The 25,927-nt window shown below is 45.7% G+C and carries 22 protein-coding genes; 17 read left to right on the top strand and 5 right to left on the bottom strand.

Features of this window, described 5'->3' with window-relative positions; genetic code table 11:
• The first annotated feature begins 440 nt into the window (after positions 1-440).
• The 5 genes from ACYVD3_RS21005 to ACYVD3_RS20985 all read left to right on the top strand — a co-directional run bounded on the left by ACYVD3_RS21005 (position 441) and on the right by ACYVD3_RS20985 (position 5,858).
• Positions 441-1,883 (top strand): rhamnulokinase, encoded by a 1,443-nt coding sequence (locus ACYVD3_RS21005; RefSeq protein WP_460644454.1) that lies wholly within the window; start codon positions 441-443, stop codon positions 1,881-1,883.
• A 67-nt stretch (positions 1,884-1,950) separates the two neighbouring features.
• Positions 1,951-2,265: an L-rhamnose mutarotase gene (gene rhaM, locus ACYVD3_RS21000; RefSeq protein ID WP_460644453.1), complete on the top strand. Its 315-nt coding sequence runs from the start codon at positions 1,951-1,953 to the stop codon at positions 2,263-2,265.
• Between the two features lie 106 nt (positions 2,266-2,371).
• Positions 2,372-3,622 carry an L-rhamnose isomerase gene (locus tag ACYVD3_RS20995; RefSeq protein ID WP_460644452.1) on the top strand — a complete coding sequence of 417 codons (1,251 nt, stop codon included), beginning with the start codon at positions 2,372-2,374 and terminating at the stop codon, positions 3,620-3,622.
• Positions 3,623-3,634: 12 nt separating this feature from the next.
• A complete protein-coding gene (gene rhaD, locus ACYVD3_RS20990) occupies positions 3,635-4,462 on the top strand; it encodes a rhamnulose-1-phosphate aldolase (protein ID WP_460644451.1) in 828 nt (275 codons plus the stop codon).
• A gap of 673 nt (positions 4,463-5,135) precedes the next feature.
• Positions 5,136-5,858, top strand: a complete 723-nt coding sequence (locus ACYVD3_RS20985; protein ID WP_460644450.1) for a GntR family transcriptional regulator — start codon at positions 5,136-5,138, stop codon at positions 5,856-5,858.
• A gap of 165 nt (positions 5,859-6,023) precedes the next feature.
• On the opposite strand, the gene ACYVD3_RS20980 is transcribed toward ACYVD3_RS20985, so the two are convergent.
• Positions 6,024-7,118 carry a DegT/DnrJ/EryC1/StrS aminotransferase gene (locus ACYVD3_RS20980; protein ID WP_460644449.1) on the bottom strand — a complete coding sequence of 365 codons (1,095 nt, stop codon included), beginning with the start codon at positions 7,116-7,118 and terminating at the stop codon, positions 6,024-6,026.
• Positions 7,119-7,954: 836 nt separating this feature from the next.
• Here ACYVD3_RS20980 and ACYVD3_RS20975 point away from each other — a divergent pair.
• The 7 genes from ACYVD3_RS20975 (at position 7,955) to ACYVD3_RS20945 (ending at position 15,477) form a co-directional block, all read left to right on the top strand.
• On the top strand, positions 7,955-8,902 hold the full coding sequence (locus ACYVD3_RS20975; protein ID WP_460644448.1) for an ABC transporter permease: 948 nt from the start codon (positions 7,955-7,957) through the stop codon (positions 8,900-8,902).
• Positions 8,903-8,911: 9 nt separating this feature from the next.
• Complete coding sequence (locus tag ACYVD3_RS20970; protein WP_460644447.1) at positions 8,912-9,793, top strand: ABC transporter permease; 882 nt, start codon at positions 8,912-8,914, stop codon at positions 9,791-9,793.
• Between the two features lie 30 nt (positions 9,794-9,823).
• On the top strand, positions 9,824-10,807 hold the full coding sequence (locus ACYVD3_RS20965) for an ABC transporter ATP-binding protein (RefSeq protein ID WP_460644446.1): 984 nt from the start codon (positions 9,824-9,826) through the stop codon (positions 10,805-10,807).
• Position 10,808: 1 nt separating this feature from the next.
• Positions 10,809-11,774, top strand: a complete 966-nt coding sequence (locus tag ACYVD3_RS20960; protein ID WP_460644445.1) for an ABC transporter ATP-binding protein — start codon at positions 10,809-10,811, stop codon at positions 11,772-11,774.
• Between the two features lie 54 nt (positions 11,775-11,828).
• Positions 11,829-13,424 (top strand): ABC transporter substrate-binding protein, encoded by a 1,596-nt coding sequence (locus tag ACYVD3_RS20955; RefSeq protein WP_460644444.1) that lies wholly within the window; start codon positions 11,829-11,831, stop codon positions 13,422-13,424.
• Between the two features lie 192 nt (positions 13,425-13,616).
• The gene (locus ACYVD3_RS20950; RefSeq protein WP_460644443.1) at positions 13,617-14,375 is read left to right on the top strand and encodes a creatininase family protein; all 759 of its coding nucleotides are present in this window, start codon (positions 13,617-13,619) and stop codon (positions 14,373-14,375) included.
• A gap of 25 nt (positions 14,376-14,400) precedes the next feature.
• Positions 14,401-15,477 (top strand): M42 family metallopeptidase, encoded by a 1,077-nt coding sequence (locus tag ACYVD3_RS20945; RefSeq protein WP_460644442.1) that lies wholly within the window; start codon positions 14,401-14,403, stop codon positions 15,475-15,477.
• 131 nt (positions 15,478-15,608) lie between these two features.
• Here the strand turns inward: ACYVD3_RS20945 and ACYVD3_RS20940 are convergent, their stop codons facing one another.
• Positions 15,609-16,253: a hypothetical protein gene (locus ACYVD3_RS20940; RefSeq protein ID WP_460644441.1), complete on the bottom strand. Its 645-nt coding sequence runs from the start codon at positions 16,251-16,253 to the stop codon at positions 15,609-15,611.
• Between the two features lie 420 nt (positions 16,254-16,673).
• On the opposite strand from ACYVD3_RS20940, the gene ACYVD3_RS20935 reads away from it, so the two are divergent.
• From ACYVD3_RS20935 to guaB, 4 genes are all read left to right on the top strand, one after another.
• Positions 16,674-16,964, top strand: coding sequence for a co-chaperone GroES (locus ACYVD3_RS20935; RefSeq protein WP_460644440.1), 291 nt, complete (start codon positions 16,674-16,676; stop codon positions 16,962-16,964).
• Between the two features lie 84 nt (positions 16,965-17,048).
• Positions 17,049-18,668, top strand: a complete 1,620-nt coding sequence (gene groL / locus ACYVD3_RS20930) for a chaperonin GroEL (RefSeq protein WP_460644439.1) — start codon at positions 17,049-17,051, stop codon at positions 18,666-18,668.
• A gap of 304 nt (positions 18,669-18,972) precedes the next feature.
• On the top strand, positions 18,973-19,482 hold the full coding sequence (locus ACYVD3_RS20925; RefSeq protein ID WP_460644438.1) for a DUF6106 family protein: 510 nt from the start codon (positions 18,973-18,975) through the stop codon (positions 19,480-19,482).
• A gap of 185 nt (positions 19,483-19,667) precedes the next feature.
• A complete protein-coding gene (gene guaB, locus ACYVD3_RS20920) occupies positions 19,668-21,122 on the top strand; it encodes an IMP dehydrogenase (protein WP_460644437.1) in 1,455 nt (484 codons plus the stop codon).
• 66 nt (positions 21,123-21,188) lie between these two features.
• Here the strand turns inward: guaB and ACYVD3_RS20915 are convergent, their stop codons facing one another.
• Together ACYVD3_RS20915 and ACYVD3_RS20910 are read right to left on the bottom strand one after the other, a co-directional pair.
• Complete coding sequence (locus ACYVD3_RS20915) at positions 21,189-21,593, bottom strand: DUF3842 family protein (RefSeq protein ID WP_460644436.1); 405 nt, start codon at positions 21,591-21,593, stop codon at positions 21,189-21,191.
• A gap of 56 nt (positions 21,594-21,649) precedes the next feature.
• On the bottom strand, positions 21,650-23,059 hold the full coding sequence (locus ACYVD3_RS20910; protein ID WP_460644435.1) for a spore germination protein: 1,410 nt from the start codon (positions 23,057-23,059) through the stop codon (positions 21,650-21,652).
• A 542-nt stretch (positions 23,060-23,601) separates the two neighbouring features.
• On the opposite strand from ACYVD3_RS20910, the gene ACYVD3_RS20905 reads away from it, so the two are divergent.
• Positions 23,602-24,474, top strand: coding sequence for a YitT family protein (locus ACYVD3_RS20905; protein WP_460644434.1), 873 nt, complete (start codon positions 23,602-23,604; stop codon positions 24,472-24,474).
• A gap of 31 nt (positions 24,475-24,505) precedes the next feature.
• On the opposite strand, the gene ACYVD3_RS20900 is transcribed toward ACYVD3_RS20905, so the two are convergent.
• Positions 24,506-25,903 carry an MATE family efflux transporter gene (locus ACYVD3_RS20900; RefSeq protein WP_460644433.1) on the bottom strand — a complete coding sequence of 466 codons (1,398 nt, stop codon included), beginning with the start codon at positions 25,901-25,903 and terminating at the stop codon, positions 24,506-24,508.
• Positions 25,904-25,927 lie beyond the last annotated feature (24 nt).

Here is a 25,927-nt window from a genome sequence, read left to right as displayed (position 1 = left end):
ATGCTGTATATGAGATAAAGGAACGGCAAACGAACAACCCGAAATGTTGTAAAGTTGAAAACCATATACGGGTGAGTGAGAGCAATAGAACCGAAGATGATATAGGTATTGCAGTGCCTATAATGCAAATAAGGACGCAGTTTTAATTAAACAGCGTCCTTATTTTTTTGTGGAAAATCCGTTATGATAGAAAGAGGAATTCCCTGGGGGTATACCTTTACACCCGATTAAACGGGGGAAAAAGCGTGGGCAATAAACAAGAAACACCCTTCGGGTATACCTTTATGCCCCAAAAACATGGGCAGGAAAGAGGAAACACCCTTCGGGTATACCTTTATGCCCAAAAGGCGTGGGCAGGAAAGAGGAAACACCCTTCGGGTATACCTTTATGCCCAAAAAGCATGGGCAGGAAAGAGGAAAACAGTGGGAGAGTGGTTTACATGGAGAAGTACTATCTTGCCGTAGATATTGGCGCATCCGGCGGCCGCCATATTCTTGGGACAGTGAGAGAAGGAAAGCTGGCCCTTCAGGAGATTTACCGGTTTAACAATGGCATGAAACGGAAGGGCGGGCATTTGTGCTGGGATGTGGAGTCCTTATTTTCCGAAATCAAAGAGGGCATGAAACAGTGCCGGAAGCTTGGGAAGATTCCGGCCGCCATGGGGATCGATACCTGGGCTGTAGATTTTGTCCTTTTGGACGGGGAGAACCGGATGCTGGGAAATGCAGCAGGATACCGGGATGACAGAACAAAGGGAATGGATGAAAAATTATATGAGATCATTTCCTTAAAAGATTTATATGGAAGAACCGGCATCCAGAAGCAGATCTTTAACACCATTTACCAGCTTATTTCTGTCAGGGAAGAAACACCGGAATATCTGGAGAAAGGGGAATCCTTCCTTATGATTCCTGACTATTTCCACTATTTGCTGACAGGCGTAAAAAAACAGGAGTATACCAATGCCACCACCACCCAACTGGTCAATGGGGAAACCGGAACCTGGGACTATGAGCTGATCCGGAAGCTGGGCCTGCCGGAAAGGCTGTTTGGGGAATTGTCCATGCCGGGAACACCAGCGGGGCCATTGACAAAGGCCATTGAGGAGGAAGTAGGGTTTTCCTGTCAGGTGGTCATTCCGGCAACCCATGATACCGGTTCTGCCGTCATGGCGGTTCCCCTGGTTCCAGACGGAGAGGATTCCATGGGCGATCTCCTTTACATCAGCTCCGGAACCTGGTCTCTGATGGGAACGGAGCTTCCTAAGGCGGATTGCTCCATGGAAAGCATGGAAGCAAATTTCACCAATGAGGGCGGTTATGATCACCGCTTCCGGTATTTGAAAAACATCATGGGTCTTTGGATGATCCAGTCTGTGAAAAAGGAGCTGGAAGAAAAGGGAGAGGCTTACTCCTTTGCAGAGCTTTGCCGGAAGGCCTCAGAAGAAGAAATCTCTTCCATTGTGGACTGCAATGACCCTGTGTTCCTGGCTCCGGAGAGCATGATCAGGGAGGTGCAGGATTTCTGCGGGAGGTCCGGGATGGAGGTGCCAAAGATTCCGGGACAGATCGCGGCGGTCATATACAACAGCCTTGCAGCCTGCTACGAAAATACGGTGAAGGAGCTGGAATCTATTACTGGAAAGACCTATCCAGCCATTCATGTGGTAGGAGGAGGCTCTAATGCAGAGTACTTGAACCAACTGACGGCAGACCGCACCGGCCGGACCGTTTATGCCGGACCGGGAGAAGCCACTGCCATTGGAAATCTTTTGGCCCAGATGCTGGCTGCCGGAGAATTTAAGGACTTAAAACAGGCAAGGGAAGCAGTATACCGATCCTTTGCCGTAAATGAGTATAAACCCGGCAATAAGCTGCCATGAAATGGAGGAAACACCCTTCGGGTATCCCTTTATGTCCAAAAAACATGGACAGAATGGAGGAAACGGTATGATAAGGAAATCTTTTAAAATGTATTTAAATGAAGGAATGGCCAAGGAATACGAGAAAAGGCACAATTTACTCTGGCCTGAAATGAAGGAAATGATCAGCCAGCACGGGGGACATAACTATTCTATTTTCTTAGATGAGGAAACCAATGTTCTTTACGGATATATTGAGATGGAGGATGAAGAGAAATGGGCAAAATCAGCGGATACGCCCATTAACCGGAAATGGTGGGATTATATGGCTGACATCATGAAAACTAACCCGGATAACAGCCCGGTTTCCGTTGGTTTAAAGCCGGTATTTCATCTGGATTGAAACAGATCACAGGAAATCCCTTCCAGGGATCCCTTTACACCCCATAAAGCGGGGCTGGCCCTGTCCTAAGAGGCCGGGCAGGAATTAGGAAAAGGAGAAGAGAGCCATGACAATAAAGGAAAAATATGAAGCAGCAAAGGAAGCTTACAGGGCCGTTGGAGTAAATACGGATGAGGCGGTGGAGGCATTGAAAAAGATTCCTATCTCCATGCACTGCTGGCAGGGAGATGATGTAATTGGATTTGACGGGGCCGGCGGGCTGTCAGGCGGCATACAGGCCACGGGCAATTATCCGGGCAGGGCGAGAAATCCCCAGGAGTTGATGCGTGACATGGATAAGGCACTGAGCCTGATTCCGGGAAAGCACAGAATCAACCTTCACGCAAGCTACGCCATTTTTGAAGAGGGGGAATGGGTGGACCGAGATCAGTTAGAACCCAGGCACTTTGCAAAATGGGTGGAATTTGCAAGGGAAAGAGGGATCGGCATTGACTTTAATCCCACCTTATTTTCCCATCCAAAGGCGGAGAACGCTACCTTATCCAGTGAAAACGAGGAAATACGCAGCTTCTGGATCAGACATGTGCAGGCCTGCATCCGCATTTCCGAATATTTTGCCAAGGAGCAGGGGAGTCCATGTACCATGAACATCTGGATTCCTGACGGGTTTAAAGATATTCCGGCGGACCGTACCTCCCCAAGAGCGCGGTTAAAGGATTCTCTTGATCAGATCCTTTCCATGGATTACCATAAGACCAAGGTATATGTAGCCGTAGAATCCAAGGTATTTGGGATCGGCTTGGAAAGCTGTACGGTTGGCTCCCATGAATTTTATATGAATTACGCTTCCAAGAATGATATCCTCTGTCTGCTGGACAGCGGCCATTATCATCCCACGGAAATGGTGTCTGATAAGATTTCTTCCATGCTCCTGTTCTTTGACAAGGTGGCCCTTCATGTGACAAGGCCGGTGCGGTGGGACAGCGACCATGTGGTGTTGTTTGATGACGAAACAAAGGAGATCGCAAAGGAAATCATACGGGGCGGAGCCGGCCGTGTTCTTTTAGGCCTTGATTTCTTTGATGCAGGCATCAACCGTTTAAGTGCCTGGATTGTGGGAATGCGCAACATGCAGAAGGCTTTGTTAAATGCCCTTCTTCTTCCTGATGAAATGCTTGCAAAATTACAGGAGGAACGCAATTTCACGGAACAGATGATGGTTCAGGAGGAACTTAAGCTTTATCCTGTGGGAGATGTATGGAACTACTTTTGCGAGATAAACGGAGTTCCGGCAAAGGGAGACTGGTTTGAAGAAATACGCAAATACGAAAAAGAAGTGCTGCTTAACCGGAAATAAGGAGAAGAGAATATGAGGATTTTAGATACTGAATTTGTAAAAGGCTTTATCCGCCTGTGTGACGACGGCTTCCATCAGAACTGGCATGAGAGAAACGGCGGTAATTTAAGCTACCGCATCAAGGCGTCAGAGGTGGAATCGGTGCGAGAAGACTTTAGGGATGAAAATCCCTGGCAACCCATCGGGACCTGTGTAAAAGGGCTGGCAGGAGAGTATTTCATGGTGACGGGAAGCGGGAAATATTTCCGCAACGTGATCCTGGATCCGGAAGCAAATATTTGCATTATTGAGGTAGATGAAAGCGGTGAGAATTACAGAATCCGCTGGGGGGTGGTAAACGGCGGGCGTCCTACCAGTGAGCTTCCCTCCCATCTCATGAACCATGAAGTAAAAAAGGAGGCTGCGGCCGGAACCCACAGGGTAATTTACCATGCCCATCCTGCCAATGTGATTGCCCTAACTTTTGTTCTTCCCTTAGAGGATAAAGTCTTCACCCGGGAATTATGGGAGATGGCTACGGAATGTCCGGTGGTTTTTCCTGATGGAGTAGGTGTGGTCGGCTGGATGGTGCCGGGCGGACGTGATATCGCGGTGGCAACCAGTGAGCTGATGAAGAAATACGATGTGGCTGTCTGGGCTCATCACGGCTTATTTGTTTCCGGAGCGGATTTTGACCTGACCTTTGGCCTTATGCATACGGTGGAAAAGTCTGCTGAAATCCTTGTTAAGGTGCTTTCTATCCGTCCCCATAAGCTTCAGACCATCACCTCCCAGAACTTCCGTGACCTGGCAATGGATTTTAAGGTGAATCTGCCGGAAGAATTCCTGTATGAAAAATAACCTGTGAAAAAAGGCCACTGAGGAGCGTATGCTTTCCAGTGGCCTTTTTTCACAGGTTATGGGCTTTGGCCTGTAATATTTTTTCTGAAATTTAGAGAGGAAGGAAGTCAGTCAATGCAGGATAGGAAATATTACCTTCCAGTAATGGATAGTCATAGAACATTACAGAAATCAATATAGAAACAGTTGAAATCACAGTAGTTGAAAAAAATTATTAATATATAGAAAGTTAAGAGTCTGGATGAAAAAAGGAGATGATTGTAAATATAAATTGTGATATACTAATTTAAAATGTCATAAGAAAAAGAAGTTATGAAACCAATACCAACCACATATCCATGAAGGAAACTGTCAATATGAACCATATTGGACAGAAACCATTCATTGCTTTTCATGCTTTGATAACATACTTGTTTATACAGACCAGAAATTAACGGAGGACATGATTAAGATGTTATATTGATTTCTTAACTTTTCAGAACAGCAATATTAGGGCGGGGGCATTATCAAAAGAGCGATATTTCATAGTAAGGGTATAATTGTTCTTAAAGTCACTAAAACAAGTCTGAAGCATCAACAATTATAGATGGCTAAAACAGTTATAATGAGGAGGTAAGGGCATGATACTCATAAAGCAGGATAAGAAATTTTTAAGGAAAGGAAATTATGAAACATGGCAATAGATAAGAAAGAAAATCTTTCTCAGATTGCAGCCAATTATGTTCGTCAAGAGATTCTTCAGGGAAAGTTCAGTCATAAGGAAAAAATCGTAGAGCAGGAGATTGCAGAGAAACTGGGGATGAGCAGGGGGCCTGTGCGGGAAGCGTTAAAAATTTTGATGCATGAAGGTTTTGTAGAGTATGAAGCCAATAAAGGTTGTACCGTGACTCTTCTCTCTCCTAAGGAAGCATATGAGATATTTTTTCTTAGGGGCAGTTTGGAAAAGATAGCTTTGGAATTATGTGACGGACATCTTCAAAAAGACTCTATATTTCTGATGGAAGAGGCACTGGAAGGGATGATCTGTGAGGATGAACTGGAGGAGATGCCCCGTTTGGTTAGCTGTGACGAACTGTTTCATAAACAGATTCTTAAGTCCGCCCAGATGGAGCGGCTGATAAAATTGTGGGAGAGTATGAGTCCTATGAATGGCGCCATGTTTCTGACTGCAAGAAACAGCAGGAATAACAGTATCATGAATGAATTTTTGAAAGAAAAGTATATTGTTAACGGGCCAACATCCACATATGAAATTCACAAAGAACTTTTAGAAGTGCTAAGGGCAGGAGATTTGGAAAAGTCCAAACTGGCACTGGATAACCATTATCAGGCCACAGGAGAGCGGATTTACCGCATTGGTATGAAGATGGAGAATAAAGAGTTATTTTTTTCATAAAAACAACAGAATGATAAATTAAAAGGTACTTTTAAGGATTTTTGCAAATTGTGAAATTTTGTGTGGTGACTTTATTTTACCAGGAGCTATGAAACAAGTCCAAATTATACCTAATTAATTAAAAATCAGAGATCTTTTGACAGTAGTCAGGGATCTCTGATTTTTTTAATATTCTACGGAATTTGCCTGTTTGGAATATTGATTCAGAAGATGACAAATATACTCCATTTCCTTTAGTCCGTATCTTTGATCGCAGGGAATGGAAAACACATGGTCATAGATATATGCCGCATTAGGATGGCCGGTTAACTGAATAACTGAAGCAATGGGCCAATATACAGTGCTGCTTACACCGTAAGCTTTCAAATAGTCCTGAATTTGTTTCCGGTTTTCTGCAAAGAGAGGAAAGTGACTGGGGACAGTTTCTTTTGCAAGGACTGGAAAAACTATGGTCAGATCCGGCGAGGGCATCAGGTGTTCCAGGAGATAACGATAATTTTCCTGACGTTTCCGGCGGATGGTATTGATATCAATGTGTTTCATAATATTGATTGATTCCGGATCACTTTCATAGGAATCGAACATCCGTCGGAGCATTAGTTCTGCATCCCAGAATACTGAGGTTGCCGCAGCCAGTTTTTGGGCTGCTTCTGGGTCAGAAGAATGACTCCAGGTTTCTTTTTCAACCATGGCTGCTGTTCGCATAGCCAGGTGAGTGAATGCTGGTTTCAGCAGCTTTTTTGTAAAATGACCATGGGTTTTAACTGCAAAACCACCTGAGGGTATACCGATCCATTTGCGTAGACTCCCTACGATATAATCACAACAGGGATCAATGCCATCCAATGAAAGGATGGAATGGGTGGTATCTTCTATTATGCGGACACCACATTCCCGGCATAAACGGACAAATTCTCTGTCATAGGTGCAGAAACCATAGTAACCACATAGGGAAAGAACGCTGATCTGATTAAGGACTGACGGATCAAATACCGGTGTCATGGACCGGTCAACATCATAAAAAAGCAGTTGGTATCCCGCTTTTTCGAAAGGAGCCAGAACGGTCTCGCAGGTATAAATGGGAACATAAGCAACTCGCTTATGATCAGTCAGCATAATGTCTTCCAGAGCATAATAGATGGCACATCGGCCAGACATCAAAAAGGAAAGATCCCCTGAATCCGGACATAATTCTTCAAAAAAGTGGTTCTCTGTTTCTGCCAGCTTTTCAAAGCTGAAATAACCGCCAATAATTTTCATGTTAGTTTTCCTCTTTAAGTCCAATAGCAATTTATCAGTACTTGCATTTATTTTATTTGGTTTTCATGTAATCCATTGTTCTGAAATGCACTGATATATGAGTGATACCCTGCCTGAATAAGGCAGCTTTAGGCTTTTGAAATTTTCTATCTTTTACAAGGTGTGTAATTACCTTGACATATTGTCTGATTGCTCATTTAAATATTAACACCCACTAATTTATTATATCAGAAACAGATATTACAAACAACAAAAAATGTAAGTAAATAAAAAATATTGTTATATAATAAATAATATTGTTGACAATTAATTAAGATTGTTTTATACTTTCCCTAATAAAATAGAGGGGCAAAATCAAATCCGGTTTTGTTGATGAATGGAAATCAATAGTGTAAACTGTTAATTTCAATGTGCGATGACAAAGGCGTCACGTGCGGAGTCTGCTCAGGCAGGCTCTATTTTAATATCTACATATAGGCATTGACCGTTTAATTCTATACTTAAAATGAAGGTTTTTTAATGAAATGCAGAAGTGGATTTCAGATAAATTATTAACTTAAAGACAGCATGATGAATGGATTGACAAGGTAGTATGAGAATTGAAACAGAATAAAAGTTATTTTTCCTATTCAGTTGCTGATTGATTGTCCTTAATGTAGCTGCTTTTGGATAAGAATTAGGCATTTAACTGATTAAGAAAGAAATTATAGCCGGAGTCTATCTGAAACCGTCAAGGACGAGAGAATACGCGAATCTACGGCATCTTAAACTGCATGGCTTTTAATTAAGATAATGTGAAGAAAAGCTATGACTATATAATTATGAGGAGAAGGAATATGTATAAGTACATTATCAAACGGCTTCTGATGTTAATTCCAGTTATTATTGGAGTCACCTTTATTGTGTTTTTCATCCTGAATCTCTCGCCTGGTGATCCGGCGGCGATTATTCTGGGAGACCAGGCTTCGGCAGAAGCCTTGGTTATGAAGCGTGAGGAACTGGGATTAAATGATCCCCTGCTGATTCGCTATGGCCGCTATCTTGTGAATATGCTTCACGGTGATTTGGGAACATCTTACAAAAACAGTTTAAATGTGTGGGATCAGGTAATCAGCCGGTTTCCGAACACAGCGATCCTGGCAGTTGCGGCGATTCTGGTGGCGCTGGCAATCGGGATCCCCGTAGGAATTATATCAGCCAAGAATCAGTATTCTGCACTGGATAATATTTCAATGGTAACTGCCTTGATCGGGGTATCCATGCCCAGCTTCTGGATGGGACTTCTGCTGGTTATTGTGTTTGCCTTAAAGCTTGGCTGGCTTCCGTCCCAGGGAATGGGGCAGGGCTTTGTTCCCCTTCTTAAAAGTCTGGTTTTGCCGGCAGTTACACTGGGAACCAGTGCGGCGGCAACCATTACCCGTATGACACGTTCTTCCATGCTGGAGGTGATCCGGCAGGATTATATTGATACGGCCCGCGCCAAAGGTGTATCGGAAAAGACCATCACCTACCGTCACATGCTGAAGAATGCAATGATTCCGATTATTACGGCGGTAGGACTTCAGTTTGGTACTCTTCTTGGCGGAGCCATGCTGACAGAGACCGTATTTTCCTGGCCTGGTCTGGGACGGCTTATGGTAGAGGCCATTAAATCAAAGGATATTCCTCTGGTTCTAGGATCTGTAATCTTTCTGGCAGTTATGTTTACGGTTGTAAACCTGGCAGTGGATATTGTCTATGCTTTTGTAGATCCGCGTATTAAATCCCAGTATAAGAGAAAGTAGGTGCGGCTAATGAAAGGAAAAAAACAAAGATCTCTCTGGGCTGAGGCATGGAGACGTTTTAAAAAGAACCATCTGGCAATGGCGGGATTGTGTTTTATTTTTTTACTGGTCATTATCGCAGTCGCTACTTCGGTAATTGACCTGGTTACCAATAAATCAGTTTATCTGTCATATGTGGTAAAGCAGAATCTGACAGGCAGACTTTTACCCCCCAGTCTGAACCATCCTTTTGGTCTGGATGAGTTTGGAAGGGACATGCTGCTGCGGATGCTGTGGGCAACCCGTTATTCCCTGTTTATGGGAACCGTGGCAGTTTCTGTTTCCTGTATCTTTGGCGGGATGCTGGGGGCGGCTGCAGGCTATTATGGAAAAGGTGCGGATAACCTGATTATGCGTTTCATGGATATTTTGCTGGCCATTCCTTCCATGCTGCTGGCCATTGCCATTGTTGCGGCTCTGGGGACCAGCCTGGTGAATGTGCTCCTGGCTATTTCCATTGCTTATATTCCCACCTTTGCGAGAACCGTTCGGGCACCGGTTCTGACTGTGAAGGACCAGGAGTACATAGAAGCTGCCAAAGCGATTGGCTGCAGTGATTTAAGGATTATTTATAAATATGTACTTCCCAATTGCATGGCTCCGATCATTGTTCAGATAACATTAAGCATTGCCGGAGCGATTCTGTCCATTGCAGGTCTGTCCTTCCTGGGTCTGGGAATACAGCCGCCGACGCCGGAATGGGGAGCTATGCTCTCCAATGCCAGAAGCTATATCCGTGATTCCTGGCATGTGACAGTGATTCCGGGACTGGGGATCATGCTGACGATTCTGGCTCTGAATGTGGTGGGAGACGGTCTTCGCGATGCCCTGGATCCCAGACTGAAAGATTAAATCCTTAACAGGAGAAAGGCAGGACAACTTATGGCAGGCAGCACATTGCTGGAAGTTAAAAATTTGACGATCCGGTATGAGACGGAAGACGGAGTTGTACAGGCATTAAATGACGTTGATATCAGGATCGGAGTGGGCGAAACTCTGGGAATTGTAGGCGAAACCGGTGCAGGAAAGACGACCCTTGCAAAAGGAATTATGCGTCTGATCCCCACACCGCCCGGAAAGATTGTAAGCGGAGAAGTATTATATGGAGGAAAGAACCTTTTGTCTCTTTCTTTAAAGGAGATGCAGGAAATCCGGGGACAGCATATATCCATGATTTTTCAGGATCCCATGACCTCATTAAATCCGGTACTGACAGTGGGGGAACAGATTATGGAAGTGATTGCACAGCATAATCATCTGACTCCCAAAGAAGCGCAGAAGCAGGCAGAAGATATGCTGGAGCGTGTAGGCATTCCGGCAGGACGGTTCCAGGAATATCCCCATCAGTTTTCCGGCGGTATGAAGCAGCGTGTGGTAATTGCGATTGCGCTGGCATGCAATCCCCGGCTTCTGATTGCCGACGAGCCGACGACGGCACTGGATGTAACCATCCAGGCACAGGTGCTGGATATGATTTACAAATTAAAATCGGAGAATGACACATCCATGATGCTGATTACCCATGATCTGGGGGTCGTGGCACAGAACTGCGATTATGTGGCGATTGTGTATGCCGGAGAGATTATAGAATATGGAAGTCTCCGGGAAGTTTATAAAGATACCAGTCACCCCTACACAGAAGGATTGTTCGGATCCATCCCCAGTCTGACAGCGGATGTAAAGCGGCTGCAGGCCATTGAAGGGATGATGCCGGACCCGACCAGAATGCCGGAGGGATGTAAATTCTATGAGCGCTGTAAGTATGCTTTCAAAGAATGTAAATCCAATATCCCTCCGATGACCGCCCTTGAGGGAACTCATCAGGTTCGGTGTTTCCGTTACAGAAATGGGCAGGGAGGTAAATAACATGCAGGGAAACAAAGAGATGCTGAAGGTAGAGGGACTTAAAAAATATTTTCACACGCCTGCCGGGATGCTGCATGCAGTGGATGATGTGAACTTTTCTGTCCGGGAAGGTGAAACCTTGGGAGTGGTAGGGGAATCCGGATGCGGAAAATCCACCATGGGACGTACGATTTTACGCCTGCATGAACCAACTGCAGGAAGCGTGTATTTTCAGGGAAAGGATATTACCGGTTATGACCGAAAGCGGTTAAAGGAATTAAGAAAGGACATGCAGATGATCTTTCAAGATCCTTTTGCTTCCTTAAATCCCCGGATGTCTGTAAGCGAAGCGATTATGGAACCGCTGTTGGTTCAGGGGCTTTATAAAGCCAAAGATCCGGCAATTTATACCCAGGTAGATAAAATTATGGATCTGGTGGGTTTGGCAAAACGTCTGGTGAATGTGTACCCTCATGAACTGGATGGCGGACGCCGGCAGAGGATCGGTATTGCCAGAGCCCTGGCGGTAAATCCCAAGTTTATTGTCTGTGATGAGCCGGTATCGGCGCTGGATGTATCCATCCAGGCGCAGATTTTAAATCTGATGCAGGATCTTCAGGATGAACTGCATCTGACCTATTTGTTCATCACTCACGATTTATCGGTTGTAAAGCATTTTGCCACGGACATTCTGGTTATGTATCTGGGGCAGATGGTGGAGATGGCTCCGGCCAGGAAGCTGTTTGAAAAGCCGATGCATCCTTACACCCGGGCGCTTTTATCAGCAATTCCTGTGCCGGATCCGGATTTTAAGATGGAACGTATTCCCATGAAAGGGGAGCTGACATCGCCGATCAACCCCGAACCGGGCTGCCGGTTTGCCAAACGCTGCCCCTATGTCAGCGAGGTATGTACCAGACAGGAAATGGTATTAAAAGAAATGGAGCCTGGGCATTTTGTCAGTTGTCAGATGGTTCAGAATACATAGCAGGATAGATTCTGGAATAGTCCAGTGTTTATAAAAAAAGAGAGGAGTTATGGTATGAAAAAAACATGGAAAAAAATTGCAGGTTTGACACTAATAGCTGCAATCGCTGTTTCTGCTGCAGGGTGCAGCAGTTCCGGCGCAAACAAGACGGAACCGGGCAATACCCAGACGTCCGGCAAAAGTGCCCAAGGAGGGACAGATACAGGCTTAAGGGAGTACAAAGACACATTGACCTGGGCTCAGGGCGCAGATATCACATCTCTGGATCCTCATCAGGGAAAAGAAACTACGGCTGTTCAGGTAACCAAACATATCTTTGATACCTTGACAGTGGTAAATCCTGAGACCGGTGAACTGGAGCCTTCACTGGCAGAAAGCTGGGAGCAGACTTCTGATACCAGTTATGTATTTAAGCTTCGCCAGGATGTGAAATTTCATGATGGTTCCCAAATGACAGCAGAGGATGTGAAATTTTCTCTGGACCGGGCAATTAAATCTGCAGCAGTGTCTTATATCGTAGATTTTATTGATACTGTCAATGTAGTGGATGAGTATACGGTGGAAATTACCCTGGATGCCCCATATGCACCGGCACTTCGTAATTTGTCTGTTCCCTTCGCTGCAATTGTTCCAAAGAAAGCAATAGAGCAGGATGAAGAGGGATTTAAGCTTCATCCCATTGGTTCCGGTCCCTACAAATTTGCTGAGTGGAAACAGGGAGATTCTGCCCGGCTGGAAGCATTTGACGGATATTGGGGAACTCCGGCAGCAACCAGGAATCTGGTAATGCGCGTTATTCCTGAGGCATCCCAGAGAACGATTGCACTGGAAACAGGTGAAGTCGATCTGGCCTATGATATCCTGCCAAATGATATGGCAAAGATTGATGAAAATCCTAAGCTGACGCTGTTTGAGGCACCGTCACTGTCTTGTTACTATATCTCAATGAATATGAATAAGGTACCATTTGACAATGCAAAAGTCAGAGAGGCACTTAACTATGCCATAGACCGCCAGACGCTGATTGATACCATTGCCTGCGGCGCCGGTCAGCCTGCGGATGCGATCATCGCTCCATTGGTATTTGGCTACCACAGTCCCGGTGCCTATGAATATAATCCGGAAAAAGCAAAAGAATTACTGGCAGAAGCCGGTTATCCCAATGGATTTACCACCAGCATCTGGGTAAATGATAATCAGGCCCGGGTTGAGATCTGTCAGGCAATCCAGGCTATGCTTCAGGATGTCGGCATCACCTGCAATGTAGAGGTAATGGAATTCGGAAGCTTTATCTCCCGTACTTCGGCGGGAGAGCATGACATGGGCTACTTTGGATGGGTGACATCAACCACCGATGCAGATTATACCTATTATTCTCTGGAGCATTCCAGTCAGCAGGGATCAGCAGGGAACCGTTCCTTTATCAATGATCCGGAAGTTGACAAGCTGATTGAAACCGGAAGAAGCAGTGCAGATGAAAAGGTTCGTTTGAAGGCCTATGAGGATCTGGCGGTTAAGCTAAAAGAAATCGGCAACAATGCCCCCATTTACTATAGCTCTATCACGGCAGGTGCCAGTGCACAAGTAGAGAACTTTGTTATAGATCCCATTGGATACCATAAGTTAGATCAGGTAAAAGTAGCAAAATAATGTTGTGGAAACACACGGATAAAAGAACAGGTGGGTGCTGCATACCATGCGGTACTCTGCCTGCTTTCTGATGTTTATAAGGTTGAAAGAAAATCATCTTTTAACCTTGAATCAGTGAATCAAATGGATATGTAAGCATATCCTCTTGATTTATTTAGAAATCAAATATGTTGAAATTCAGGAGACGATAAGATGAGATTAGCAAATTTAACCTGGCCCAAAGCAGAGCAGTATTTTAAAGAAAATGATATGGTGCTGGTATCCATAGGAAGCATTGAGTGTCACGGCAGACATCTGCCTTTAGGAACGGATACCATGGTACCGAATCGGATTTTGGAACTGATCGAAGCAAAAAATGATATTCTGATTGCGCCTACCATCCCTTATGGAGCCTGCCAGTCGCTGGAGGATTATCCGGGCACTGTGAATATTGACATAGAGGTGCTGTATCAATTTTTGTATCAGGTGATTGACAACCTGTACCGTCACGGAGCCAGAAGGATTCTTGTACTTAACGGTCACGGCGGAAATATTAAGGTGATTGAACGGGTTGGACTGGACTTTCGGAAAAAAGGAGCCATGGTTGTGATGTTAAACTGGTGGCTGATGGCATGGGATATGAATCCGGCCTGGAAGGGCGGTCATGGCGGCGGAGAGGAAACTGCAGGCGTTATGGCTGTGGATCCGGCTCTGGTTGATGTTTCAGAAATCGGCGGTCCCCTGGAACTGGAAAATATCAATGAGAATCTGGTGGCTACCGGTTTCCGCTCCATTCGCTTCAAAGGAGTAGAGTTTGAAATTTTGCGTTCCACACCTGAAGTGACGGACAATGGCTGGATCGGACCGGATCATCCCAATACGGCAACGGTAGAATGGGGGGAAGAGATGATTCAGACGACTGCAGATTATGTCGTGGATCTGATTGAGGAGCTGAAGACAGTAAAACTATAGTATATTTGACAAAGGAGAGTGCGGAATGGATAAGAACCAGACGTTGCAGATGATCGGAGCGATATCAGATGCCAATGGGGTATCCGGATTTGAGGATCTGGTGGTGGAAACAGTCAGGAAACACGCAGATGGGCTGGGGAGACTTGAGGAAGACAGCCTGCGTAATCTTTACATATACCGGAAGGAAAATAAGGGCGGAAGGATGAAAGTCCAGTTAGATGCTCACAGTGATGAGGTAGGTTTCATGGTGCAGGCAATCCGCCCGGACGGAACTCTGCAGATGATACCTTTAGGAGGTTGGATAACCAGCAATATTCCGGCACACCGGGTCTGGGTGAGAACTGCAGACGGGGAGTATATACCGGGGATTACCGCCAGCACACCGCCTCACTATATGACTGAGGCCCAGCGGAATGCACCTTTAGATATCCGGGATATCACCGTGGATATCGGAGCCGTATCACAGGAAGAAGCGATTGAAAAATTTCATATCCGGATCGGAGCGCCGATTGCACCGGATGTAACCTTTGAATACCAGGAAAAACACGATCTGATGATAGGCAAGAGCTTTGACTGCCGGTTGGGCTGTGCTTCTATTATAAGCACCTTGCAGGAGCTGGAAGGAACGGAGCTGGATGTGGATGTGATCGGGGGATTTGCTTCCCAGGAGGAAGTAGGTGTCCGCGGCGCCAGTCTGACCAGCAGGCAGATTAAGCCGGATATCGCAATTGTATTTGAAGGCTGTCCGGCGGATGATACCTGCGTGGCAGCTTATGAGGTACAGACAGCCATTAAGCGGGGACCGATGCTCCGGCATATTGATGCCCGGATGATTACCAATCCACGTTTTCAGGGGTATGCCCTGAACTTGTGCAAAGAGCTTGGGATTCCGGTACAGGAGGCAGTCCGCCGGGCCGGCGCAACCAACGGGGCGGCCATTCATTTGTCCAATCAGGGGGTGCCTACAATTGTGATCGGAATACCGGTACGGTATGCTCATACCCATTACGGAATTTCGTCCTATGAGGACTATCAGAACGGCGTACGGCTGGCTTGTGAGATTCTAAAGCGCCTGAATGAAGTGGTGATTCGCAGTTTTTAAGATGATGTGAGGAGATTAGGAGGAAGAATCAGAGCAACGGTCTTCCTTATCCTATATAAAAATAACCTGTAAAAGAAGCCACTGCAGAGCATTGCTTTCCAGTGGCTTTTCCAATATTCTGCTAAAATATTTTAATCCATTTCCTCTTCCACAATGGTAGTGGTTTCATCGGCCAGATCCTTAATCGCCTCTCCGGCAGATTGCGCAGCTTCCTTTGCCGCCTCAATCCCATCCATTGCCGCTTCTTTTGCTGCCTCAGCAGCCGTTTCTGCTGTTTCTTTTAAAGAATCTGCTGTGTCTTCGGCTTTTTCCGCCAGACGGTCTGCAGCTCCGGCAGCGTAATCCAAGCCGCCGTCTTCCCTATCTTCTTCGTCATCTAAAAACGTATCTGTCTGATCTTTTGCGGATTCAAACATGTCCTTTGCGGTAAATGCCATAGCATTAGCTGCTTCCTTTGCCGTATCGGAGACAATGCTTGCTGCATCCTTTACCAGATTTCTTGCCGCACTCACCGCATCCTTGGCAGCGTCTGCCATATCAGAAGCAGCGATCTTAAATTCATCCTTATTGGCATGTAAGGAAACATAGTTGCGGTTCATCGTGCTGTCAATCTTGGAAATGTCGTCATTCCCCTCATCTTCAAAATCGTGGAAATTTTCTTCCAGTTCCTTATGGAAGGATTTGTATTTCGTAAAATAAGAGATACCGGCGGCTACAACGCCAGCGATAGTGGCCAGTGCCACGAATTTCCCAAACCCATTACTTTTTTTTGCCATTTGAAACACTCCTTTCCTTATTACCGCCCATATATTCTGGACATAACGTTATGCTTGCAAGGCATTTTTATAATTACTGCCCATGAATTTTGGGCATAACGGTACGCCTGCACGGCGTTTTTTTTCCCGGCCTATGCTTTTGGGCACAATGGTACGCCTGTAAGGCTCTCATTCTCTGTTATTGTAATACGTTCATAGAAAAAAATAAAGGTATATAATAAGAAAATTTCTATAAACTATGTAGGTAAAGGAAAAAATCCCACAAATATGGAAAAAATGTAAAAAAAATATAAAGTTAGCACTCAACTATTGACAGTGCTAATAATGAGTGATATAACTTAGTATGTGAATAAAATAAAACTTCTTTCGGAAGGCCAAAAGAAAGAAATAATAAGCAGAAAGCTATGAGGAGGAATTGCAATGAAATTAGTACCATTATTTGACAAAGTTGTGTTAAAACCATTGGTTGCAGAGGAGACAACAAAGTCCGGTATTGTTCTGCCGGGGCAGGCAAAAGAAAAGCCGCAGCAGGCGGAAGTCATCGCAGTAGGACCTGGCGGTCTGGTAGACGGCAAGGAAGTTACCATGCAGGTTAAGGTGGGCGATAAAGTAATCTTCTCAAAATATTCAGGAACAGAGATAGAGACCGGAGAAGACGATACGAAATATGTAATCGTGAAGCAGAATGATATTTTAGCAGTGATCGAATAATTAAAAAAGCAATAGCGAAATCATAAAGTCTGATTTTAGATAATACGTATTTTCATTTTATGAAGAAAACTGGAGGAATGAATCATGGCAAAACAGATCAAATATGGCGTTGATGCCAGAAAAGCACTGGAGTCCGGAGTTAATCAGTTAGCAGATACCGTTCGTGTAACATTAGGCCCCAAGGGAAGAAACGTTGTACTGGATAAATCTTTTGGCTCACCTTTGATCACAAACGATGGTGTTACCATTGCAAAGGAGATCGAGCTGGAGGATGCCTTTGAAAACATGGGTGCTCAGCTTGTAAAAGAGGTTGCCACAAAGACCAATGACGTAGCCGGTGACGGTACTACTACAGCAACTGTTTTAGCTCAGGCTATGATCAATGAAGGAATGAAGAACCTGGCAGCAGGTGCAAACCCTATCGTTTTAAGAAAGGGTATGAAAAAAGCTACAGAAGCAGCAGTAGAAGCAATTGCAAAGATGAGCGAGCCGATCAAGGGCAAGGCATCCATCGCAAGAGTTGCTGCTATTTCCGCATCAGATGATGAAGTGGGCGAGATGGTAGCAGACGCTATGGAGAAGGTTTCCAACAACGGCGTTATTACCATTGAAGAATCCAAGACCATGAAGACAGAACTGGATCTGGTGGAAGGTATGCAGTTTGACAGAGGTTATATCTCTGCTTATATGTGCACCGACATGGAAAAGATGGAAGCAAATTTAGATGATCCATACATTCTTATTACTGATAAGAAGATTTCAAACATTCAGGAGATCCTTCCTTTATTAGAGCAGGTAGTTCAGTCCGGCGCAAGACTTCTCATCATCGCTGAGGATGTGGAAGGCGAGGCTTTAACAACCTTAATCGTTAATAAATTAAGAGGAACCTTCAATGTAATCGGTGTGAAGGCTCCGGGCTATGGCGACAGAAGAAAAGAGATGTTACAGGATATTGCCGTATTAACAGGCGGTACCGTAATTTCCGAAGAATTAGGATATGAGCTTAAGAATGCAACCCTTGATCTCTTAGGACGTGCAAAATCCGTTAAAGTTCAGAAGGAAAATACCGTGATCGTAGACGGCTGCGGCAATAAGGAAGCAATTACTGCAAGAATCGGCCAGATCAAGAGCCAGATCGAAGAGACTACTTCTGATTTTGACAGAGAAAAATTACAGGAAAGACTTGCGAAATTATCCGGCGGCGTAGCAGTGATCCGTGTAGGTGCTGCAACAGAAACCGAGATGAAGGAAGCAAAGCTTCGTATGGAAGATGCTTTATCCGCTGCAAGAGCAGCCGTTGAGGAAGGTGTTATCGCAGGCGGCGGTTCTGCTTACGTTCATGCAATCACTGAGATCGAAGACCTTGTAAGCCGGTTAGAAGGCGATGAAAGAACGGGAGGAAAGATCATCTTAAAGGCTCTTGGAGCTCCGTTATTCCACATTGTAGCCAATGCAGGCCTTGAAGGAAGCGTCATCATCAACAAGGTAAAAGAGTCCAAGGTAGGAACCGGATTTGACGCATATAAGGAAGAATATGTGGACATGGTAGAAGCCGGCATCCTGGATCCCACAAAGGTTACCAGAAGCGCCCTTCAAAATGCAACCAGTGTTGCATCTACCTTATTGACAACTGAGTCCGTTGTTGCTAATATTAAAGAAAAAACCCCCGCAATGCCAACCCCAGGCGGAATGGATATGATGTAACATTCACGAAAGTGATGAGCAGTGCGAAACGGAGCATGAAAAATTTTTCGTTGTGCTCGCACATAAGAAAAATTTTTCATGTTCCGTTTCATCGGGCGAACGCTCGTGAGCGAGTAAAGCCACAGGCTTTACTCGCTGCACTGCGGACTCCCCTCATACCAAACCCATCCCTTCCCACCCAATAAAAAAGGACATGCTCCCCCCTTCCCGAAAAGCCGGGCAGCAGTGGCTCCCCCTTCCAGGGATCCCTCTATGCCTCGAAAACCCGGGCCAGTAAAGCGGAAAAGAAAGGACCCAAATCGTTATGAATGAAATGTATGCAGAATGGCTTGTGAAGCGAAAGTCTCCAGCCTATACCATGTTGATAAAAATTGCGATGGGAATCCTGTGCGTGATCGCATTTTTCCTCTCCATGTCTCCGGTTTTCGGAATCTTTGGAGTGATCATCCTTCTTGCCGCCGTAGGGGGTACATACTTTGTATTCCGCAACAGTGAGGTGGAATTTGAATATCTGTATGTGACCAACAATCTTTCCATTGACCGGATCTACGGCAGAAGCAAGAGAAAGAAAGCCTGGGAAGGCTCTATGGAAGGGATACAGATCGTTGCCCCCACCGGCTCCACAGAGGCCAGGGACCGGGAAACAAAGAATATGAAGGTACTGGATTTTTCTTCCCATGCACCGGGAGCAAAGACCTATACCCTGATCAGCCAGTCCGGTGCTGAGACCACCAAGATTATATTTGAGCCTAACGATAAGCTGCTTCAATGTATGAGGATGACAGCTCCCCGTAAGGTTGTAAAAGAAGTATAAAAGAATAAGAAACCAGGCGGTTTTGTAAAAGACCGCCTGGTTTCTTTTACTGTCCACCCAGGACGGAATGAAACAGGAAAATGTCCGTTGACAACCCTTGCAAAATTTGTTAAACTATGTAACTAATAAGCCAAAAGGCTTATTAGTGATATTAATAAAAAAATAAAGAAGGAGAGGAAAAATTAATGGGTACAATTATTGGCGAAGGCATTACTTTTGATGATGTACTGTTAGTTCCGACCTATTCAGAAGTTATTCCTAATCAGGTTGATTTAGCGACCAACCTTACAAAAACCATCAAGCTCAATATCCCGCTTATGAGTGCCGGCATGGATACCGTTACCGAGCACCGCATGGCCATTGCCATGGCAAGACAGGGGGGGATCGGTATCATCCACAAGAATATGTCCATAGAGGAGCAGGCAGAAGAGGTTGATAAGGTAAAGAGGTCAGAAAACGGCGTCATAACGGATCCATTCTATCTTTCTCCGGAACATACATTAAAGGATGCGGATGAGCTTATGGGCAAGTTCCGCATTTCCGGAGTGCCGATCACAGAAGGAAAAAAGCTGGTGGGCATCATTACCAACCGGGATTTAAAATTCCAGGAGGATTTTAGCCGGAAGATCAAGGAGTGTATGACTTCAAAAAACCTGGTAACAGCCAGGGAAGGCATTACTCTCATGGAGGCAAAGAAGATTCTTGCAAAGGCAAGGGTGGAAAAGCTTCCCATTGTTGACGCTGATTTTAATTTAAAGGGCCTTATTACCATTAAGGATATTGAAAAGCAGATCAAATACCCTCTGTCCGCAAAGGACGGCCAGGGAAGGCTTCTTTGCGGAGCAGCCGTAGGGATCACATCCAATGTGCTGGACCGTGTGGGCGCTCTGGTAAAGGCAAAGGTGGATGCGGTGGTTTTAGACTCCGCTCACGGCCATTCTGAAAACGTTCTCCGGTGCGTGAGAATGATCAAAGAGGCTTATCCGGAACTTTCAGTGATTGCAGGGAATGTGGCAACCGGAGATGCTACAAAGGCCCTCATAGAGGCAGGAGCTGATGCGGTGAAGGTGGGAATCGGGCCAGGGTCCATCTGCACCACCCGTGTGGTAGCAGGCATCGGTGTTCCCCAGATCACGGCTGTTATGGACTGCTATGAAGTGGCTAAGGAGTACGGCGTTCCCATTATTGCTGACGGAGGAATCAAGTATTCCGGAGATTTGACAAAGGCCATTGCCGCAGGCGGAAGCGTATGTATGATGGGAAGCATGTTTGCCGGATGTGACGAAAGCCCGGGAACCTTTGAATTGTATCAGGGAAGAAAATACAAGGTATACAGGGGCATGGGTTCCATTGCCGCCATGGAAAACGGCAGCAAGGACCGCTACTTCCAGAGCGATGCCAAGAAGCTGGTTCCGGAAGGCGTGGAAGGCCGTGTAGCCTATAAAGGAATGGTAGAGGATACTGTATTCCAGTTGCTGGGCGGTTTACGCTCCGGTATGGGATATTGCGGGGCAAGGGAGATCAGAACCCTGCAGGAAACAGCAAGGTTCATTAAAATTACAGCGGCCTCCCTTAAGGAAAGCCATCCCCATGACATTCATATTACAAAGGAAGCACCAAACTACAGCATTGATGAGTAGTCAGGATCAGCCGTTCCATGAATCGGATAGTGAATTGAATATTTTTAAAGTAAAAACAGGTGGAGATCATAAAAGATTCTCCACCTGTTTGATTACCAGGGCAATGGATTCCGTTAAACTTAAGTCTTCACAGCCCACCACATAATGATTGCACCTGTTCACCGGTATAAGGATCTTGTAGGCGCGGCTTTTTCCAATAGCCTCTGCCATGGCAGGGGTGATCTCTCCTAAGAGAGAGTCGGCAATGACGATCCCAATGGGTCCGATGATGACATCCGCATCCCGGCTTGCCACAAGGACAGGATTTTCGCCGGTGGCTCCTGCATCAGCTCCGGCCTTTAGCATGGCGGAAGTGGCGATGGAATTGGTCCCAATGGCAATGACCGGTAGCTTGGGAAAGGATTTTTTAAGCTGGGCAATGACGGACTGTCCCATTTTTCCGCCCTGCCCGTCAATGATAACGATTTTCATGGCATCCTCCTTGCCCTTTATTGTAGTATAGGGAAGGGAAGAAATCAAGTGTCCTGCTATTTTTCCTTGTGAGGGAGCCGCCCCCGGAAAAACCGCTTCTTCAGCTCTGATAATTGCAAGGGAATCAAGGGATAGATATAGCTTTTCCCTGCAATGGTTTTGTTAAACACCACGGCCAATATGGAAAGGGCCACTCCTGCCACAAATCCCCAGAAATTCAATAAGGCGGTGGAGATCAGCATGATCATTCGCATGAATTTAAAAGCATAGCCCAGTTCAAAGCTTGACTGGGAATAGTTGGCAACGGTCACAAAGGCCATGTAAAGCATGGTCTCACTGTTAAACCAGCCGGATTTTACGGAATATTCACCCAGTACAATACCGGCGATCACACTGAGGGGGGTGGTCAGCATGCTTGGGGTGTTGATTGCGGCAAGCTTGAGTCCGTCAATGGCAAATTCCAGGATCAAAAGCTGGAAAATCAAGGGAACCTGGGGTTCTTCCGACAGGCGGATGAATCGCAGCCAGGAGGGGATCAATTCCGGGTTTTGCATAAAAAACAGCCACGTAGGCGTCAAATACAGGGTCAGAATGGAAATGACCAGGCGGGACAGCCGCAGATAGGTACCTGTAACAGGCGGAAAATAATAGTCGTCGGCTTCCTCAATGATGTCAAAGACTGAAGACGGCAAAATCATGGCAGAGGGGGAGTTGTCCACCAGGATGATGATGTTCCCCTCCAGCAGGCAAGCGGCGGCAGTATCGGGCCTCTCGGAGTATTTGAATTTTGGGAAAGGGTTGAACCATTTATGAGGATAGAGGCACTCCGCAAGGCTTTCCTGATTCATGGTCAGGGCATCCACCTTAAGCTTGTTGATCCGTCCCTTGATCATGGCGAGAAGCTTTTCATCATGCCGTCCCTTGAAATAACAGATGGCGATATCCGTATGGGAGCTTTCCCCGGCATTCATGACTTCTATGGTAAGCTTGGGATCACGGATCCTGCGACGGATAAGGGCGGTGTTAAAAACCAGGGTTTCCACGAAACCATCCCTTGATCCTCTGAGGACCTTGTCTTTTTCCGGCTCTGAAACGCTTCTGGCCGGATAACTGCGGCAGTCCACTGTCAGGCATTTGTCGTAACCGTTGATGAACAGGCAGGATATTCCCGTCAAAAGCTGCCTGATCATGGTTTCTTCGTCTTTTACAAGGCCCACCTGACCATAAGGGAGGTACCTTTTGGAAAATTCATGGGCATCCGGGGGGATATCCTCCGCTTTAATGGAAGAAAAACTGTCCAGGAGCTTCTGCCACACATCACTCTGAGTAAATCCTTCAACGAAGTAAAGACAGGCTTCCCGTTCCCCGATATAAAAGGTCCGGTAGACTAAGTCAAAGTTTCCGTCTACATCCAGCTTTGTGTTTAAGTGGTTCATGTTATTGGAAAGGCTGTTGGAAAATTCCATGTCGATTATCTCCTTACGAATAAAATAGCGAAAATCTCAAAGTGCCGGGCAGGAATAACGAAACATCTTGCAGGCATATCTTCTATGACTGCAATGCCGGGCGCTAATAAGGAGAGTATGCGCACTTTTCATGAAATTATGTTTTATAAATTCTGTACGTATAACAAAGACTTTCATCACAATTTTGTATGAAAAAGATATGATAATAATCCTTTTATTTAAAAAGATTTTTAGTAAAATGTACTAAAAACATTGACTTTTTAGGCAATAGATGGTATTATCGTCCATGTGAGAAGCACAAAGGAGTTCCTAGGGTACATGATTTTGGCATGGGGATGCCAGGTAGCAGAAACAGAATAATGTGACGGTTTTTGATCGTGACGGGGGATTGCCTTCTGTGGGGGAAGGGCAATCCTCTATTAATTTAAAAAATATTGATACAAGTGAAGGATTTACATATAATATCAAAAAATCCCTTCCAGGGATACCTTTATGCCATTGAGAAGCTGGGCGAAAATGAGGAAATGAGGAGGAAGAGTTTTATGTGGAAAAAACTGAGGAGAGATAAGCGTTTCCGAAATGTGATGACAACCCTGGCAGTTGTGGTCTCCGCACTTTTACAAACCTTTGTGATCCAGGCATTTATTAAGCCTGCGGGCCTTCTGTCGGGAGGATTTACAGGAATTGCGATTTTGGTGGACAGGGTAACGTCCCTGTATGGATTTAATATTTCCACTTCCGTGGGAATGATCGCCTTAAACATTCCTGTTGCATGGGCCTGCAGCAGGAATATCAGCAAACGGTTCACTTTTTTTTCTTTGATGCAGGTATTTCTGGCCAGTGCATTTTTAAGGATATTTAACTTTTCACCCATATTCGAAGACAGGCTTTTAAACGTTATTTACGGCGGAGTCCTCTATGGCTTTGGAATTGTCCTGGCTCTTCGGGGCAATGCTTCCAGCGGGGGAACGGATTTTATCGCATTGTATGTATCAAATAAGACGGGCAATTCCATCTGGTCTGAGGTTTTTGTAGGAAATGTGCTGCTGCTATGTATTTTCGGAATGATCTTCGGGTGGGATTACGCAGGGTATTCCATTCTGTTCCAGTTTGTAGGGACAAAAGTCATTTCCACCTTTCATCACAGGTATGACAGGGTCACCCTTCAAATCACCACCGTCCATGGACCAAAGCTTGCAAGTAAATACGTAGAAGCCTTCCAGCACGGCATTTCCTGTGTGGATGCGGTGGGCGGCTACAGCAAGAAGAAGATGTACCTTCTTCATACTGTGGTGTCTTCCTATGAGGTGGCCGACATTGTGGCCCTGTTTCATGAGGTGGATGAGCACGTGATTGTAAACATGTTTAAGACCCAGCAGTTTTACGGAACATTTTACAGGGCTCCCTTGGAATGACCCTGGCCTTTCTTTAAAACGGCAGCGGACTTTATGACGATTTTTTCTTAAAAAGAGCGGGAAACCGTTTTTTCCTCAGTTTGCCGAACCAGTTAAAATATACAATGAACAGCAGGGAAGTGGCAGCCCAGGTCAAGGGATAGCTGAAAATCACGGTTTCAATGGCAGGGCGTAAGGGAACTGCCACGCAGATCCAGACCACCCGGAGGGCACATACGCCAAGGCTGGTAAGTATCATGGGAATCCAGCAGTCGCCTACACCCCGGAGAGAACCGGAATAAATCTCTATGCAGACATAGGTGAAAAAGGTGGGAGCAAGGTAACGGAGTATTTGTGTTCCCTTTTGGATGACTGCCTCGTCGGTGGTGAACAGCAGGTAAACGTAATTTCCAAAGGCATAGAGGAGTACGCTGAGCACGGCAGTGGAAGCAAAACTCATGATCATGCAGACCCGGATCCCTTTGTAGATCCGGTCTCTTTTCCCGGCTCCGTAGTTCTGGCCCACAAAGGTGGTGATGGAGATGCCGAAGGCGCTGATGATCATCCAGAACACGCTGTCGATCTTTCCATAGGCTGTCCAGGCGGCTATGGTGTCTGTTCCCAGAGCATTGACGCTGGACTGGATGATGATGTTGGAGGAGGAGTACATAACCGATTGCAGTCCTGCAGGAAATCCGATCCTTATAATGCGCAGCAGCATGTCCCGGTCAACCCTGATGGCCTTTGGCACCAGACGGTAAGCTTCCCTTGTCCTTACTAAAACCAGGATCACAAGAACGGCGCTGACCAACTGGGAAATGATGGTGGCAAGGGCAGCTCCCATGACACCCATGTTCCAGTAAACCACGAATATGATATCCAGGATGACATTGGTGAAGCAGCTTGCAATGAGGAAATAAAGAGGCCGTTTAGAGTCTCCAATGGCCCTTAAGATCCCTGCTCCCATATTGTAAACAAGATTTGGGATCACTCCCACAAAATAGATCCGCATGTACAGGACCGCATAGTGTAAGATCTCATCAGGTGTTCCCATGGCCATTAAGGCATAGGGAGCCGCCAGGATGCCCACAACCATCAGAAAGGCGCCGCATAACATGGAAAAAGCCATTGCGGTATGGACCGCCTGGCTCACCTGTTCTTTCTGTCTGGCTCCGTAAAGCTGGGAAATGATGACCCCGGCACCGGAAGAAAGCCCTATGAAGAACCCGATCAATAAATTGATAAGGGGTCCTGTAGGGCCTCCTACGGCTGCCAGCGCTTCCTTTCCCACGAACCGGCCCACGATGATTGCGTCGGCGGTATTATAAAGCTGCTGAAAAAAAGTTCCAAATAAAATGGGAAAGAAAAACAGAAGAAGTTGTTTCCAAATCACTCCCTCTGTAATCTGATTCTGCTTAAGTGTATCTTTTGTGACCGCATTCTGGTTCATATCCGTTTCCTCTTTCCAGCCCAT

It is taken from the genome of Lacrimispora brassicae, from assembly GCF_054772055.1.
The sequence above is the reverse complement of the archived record's forward strand: the minus strand, read 5'-3'. Positions and strand labels throughout refer to the sequence as shown.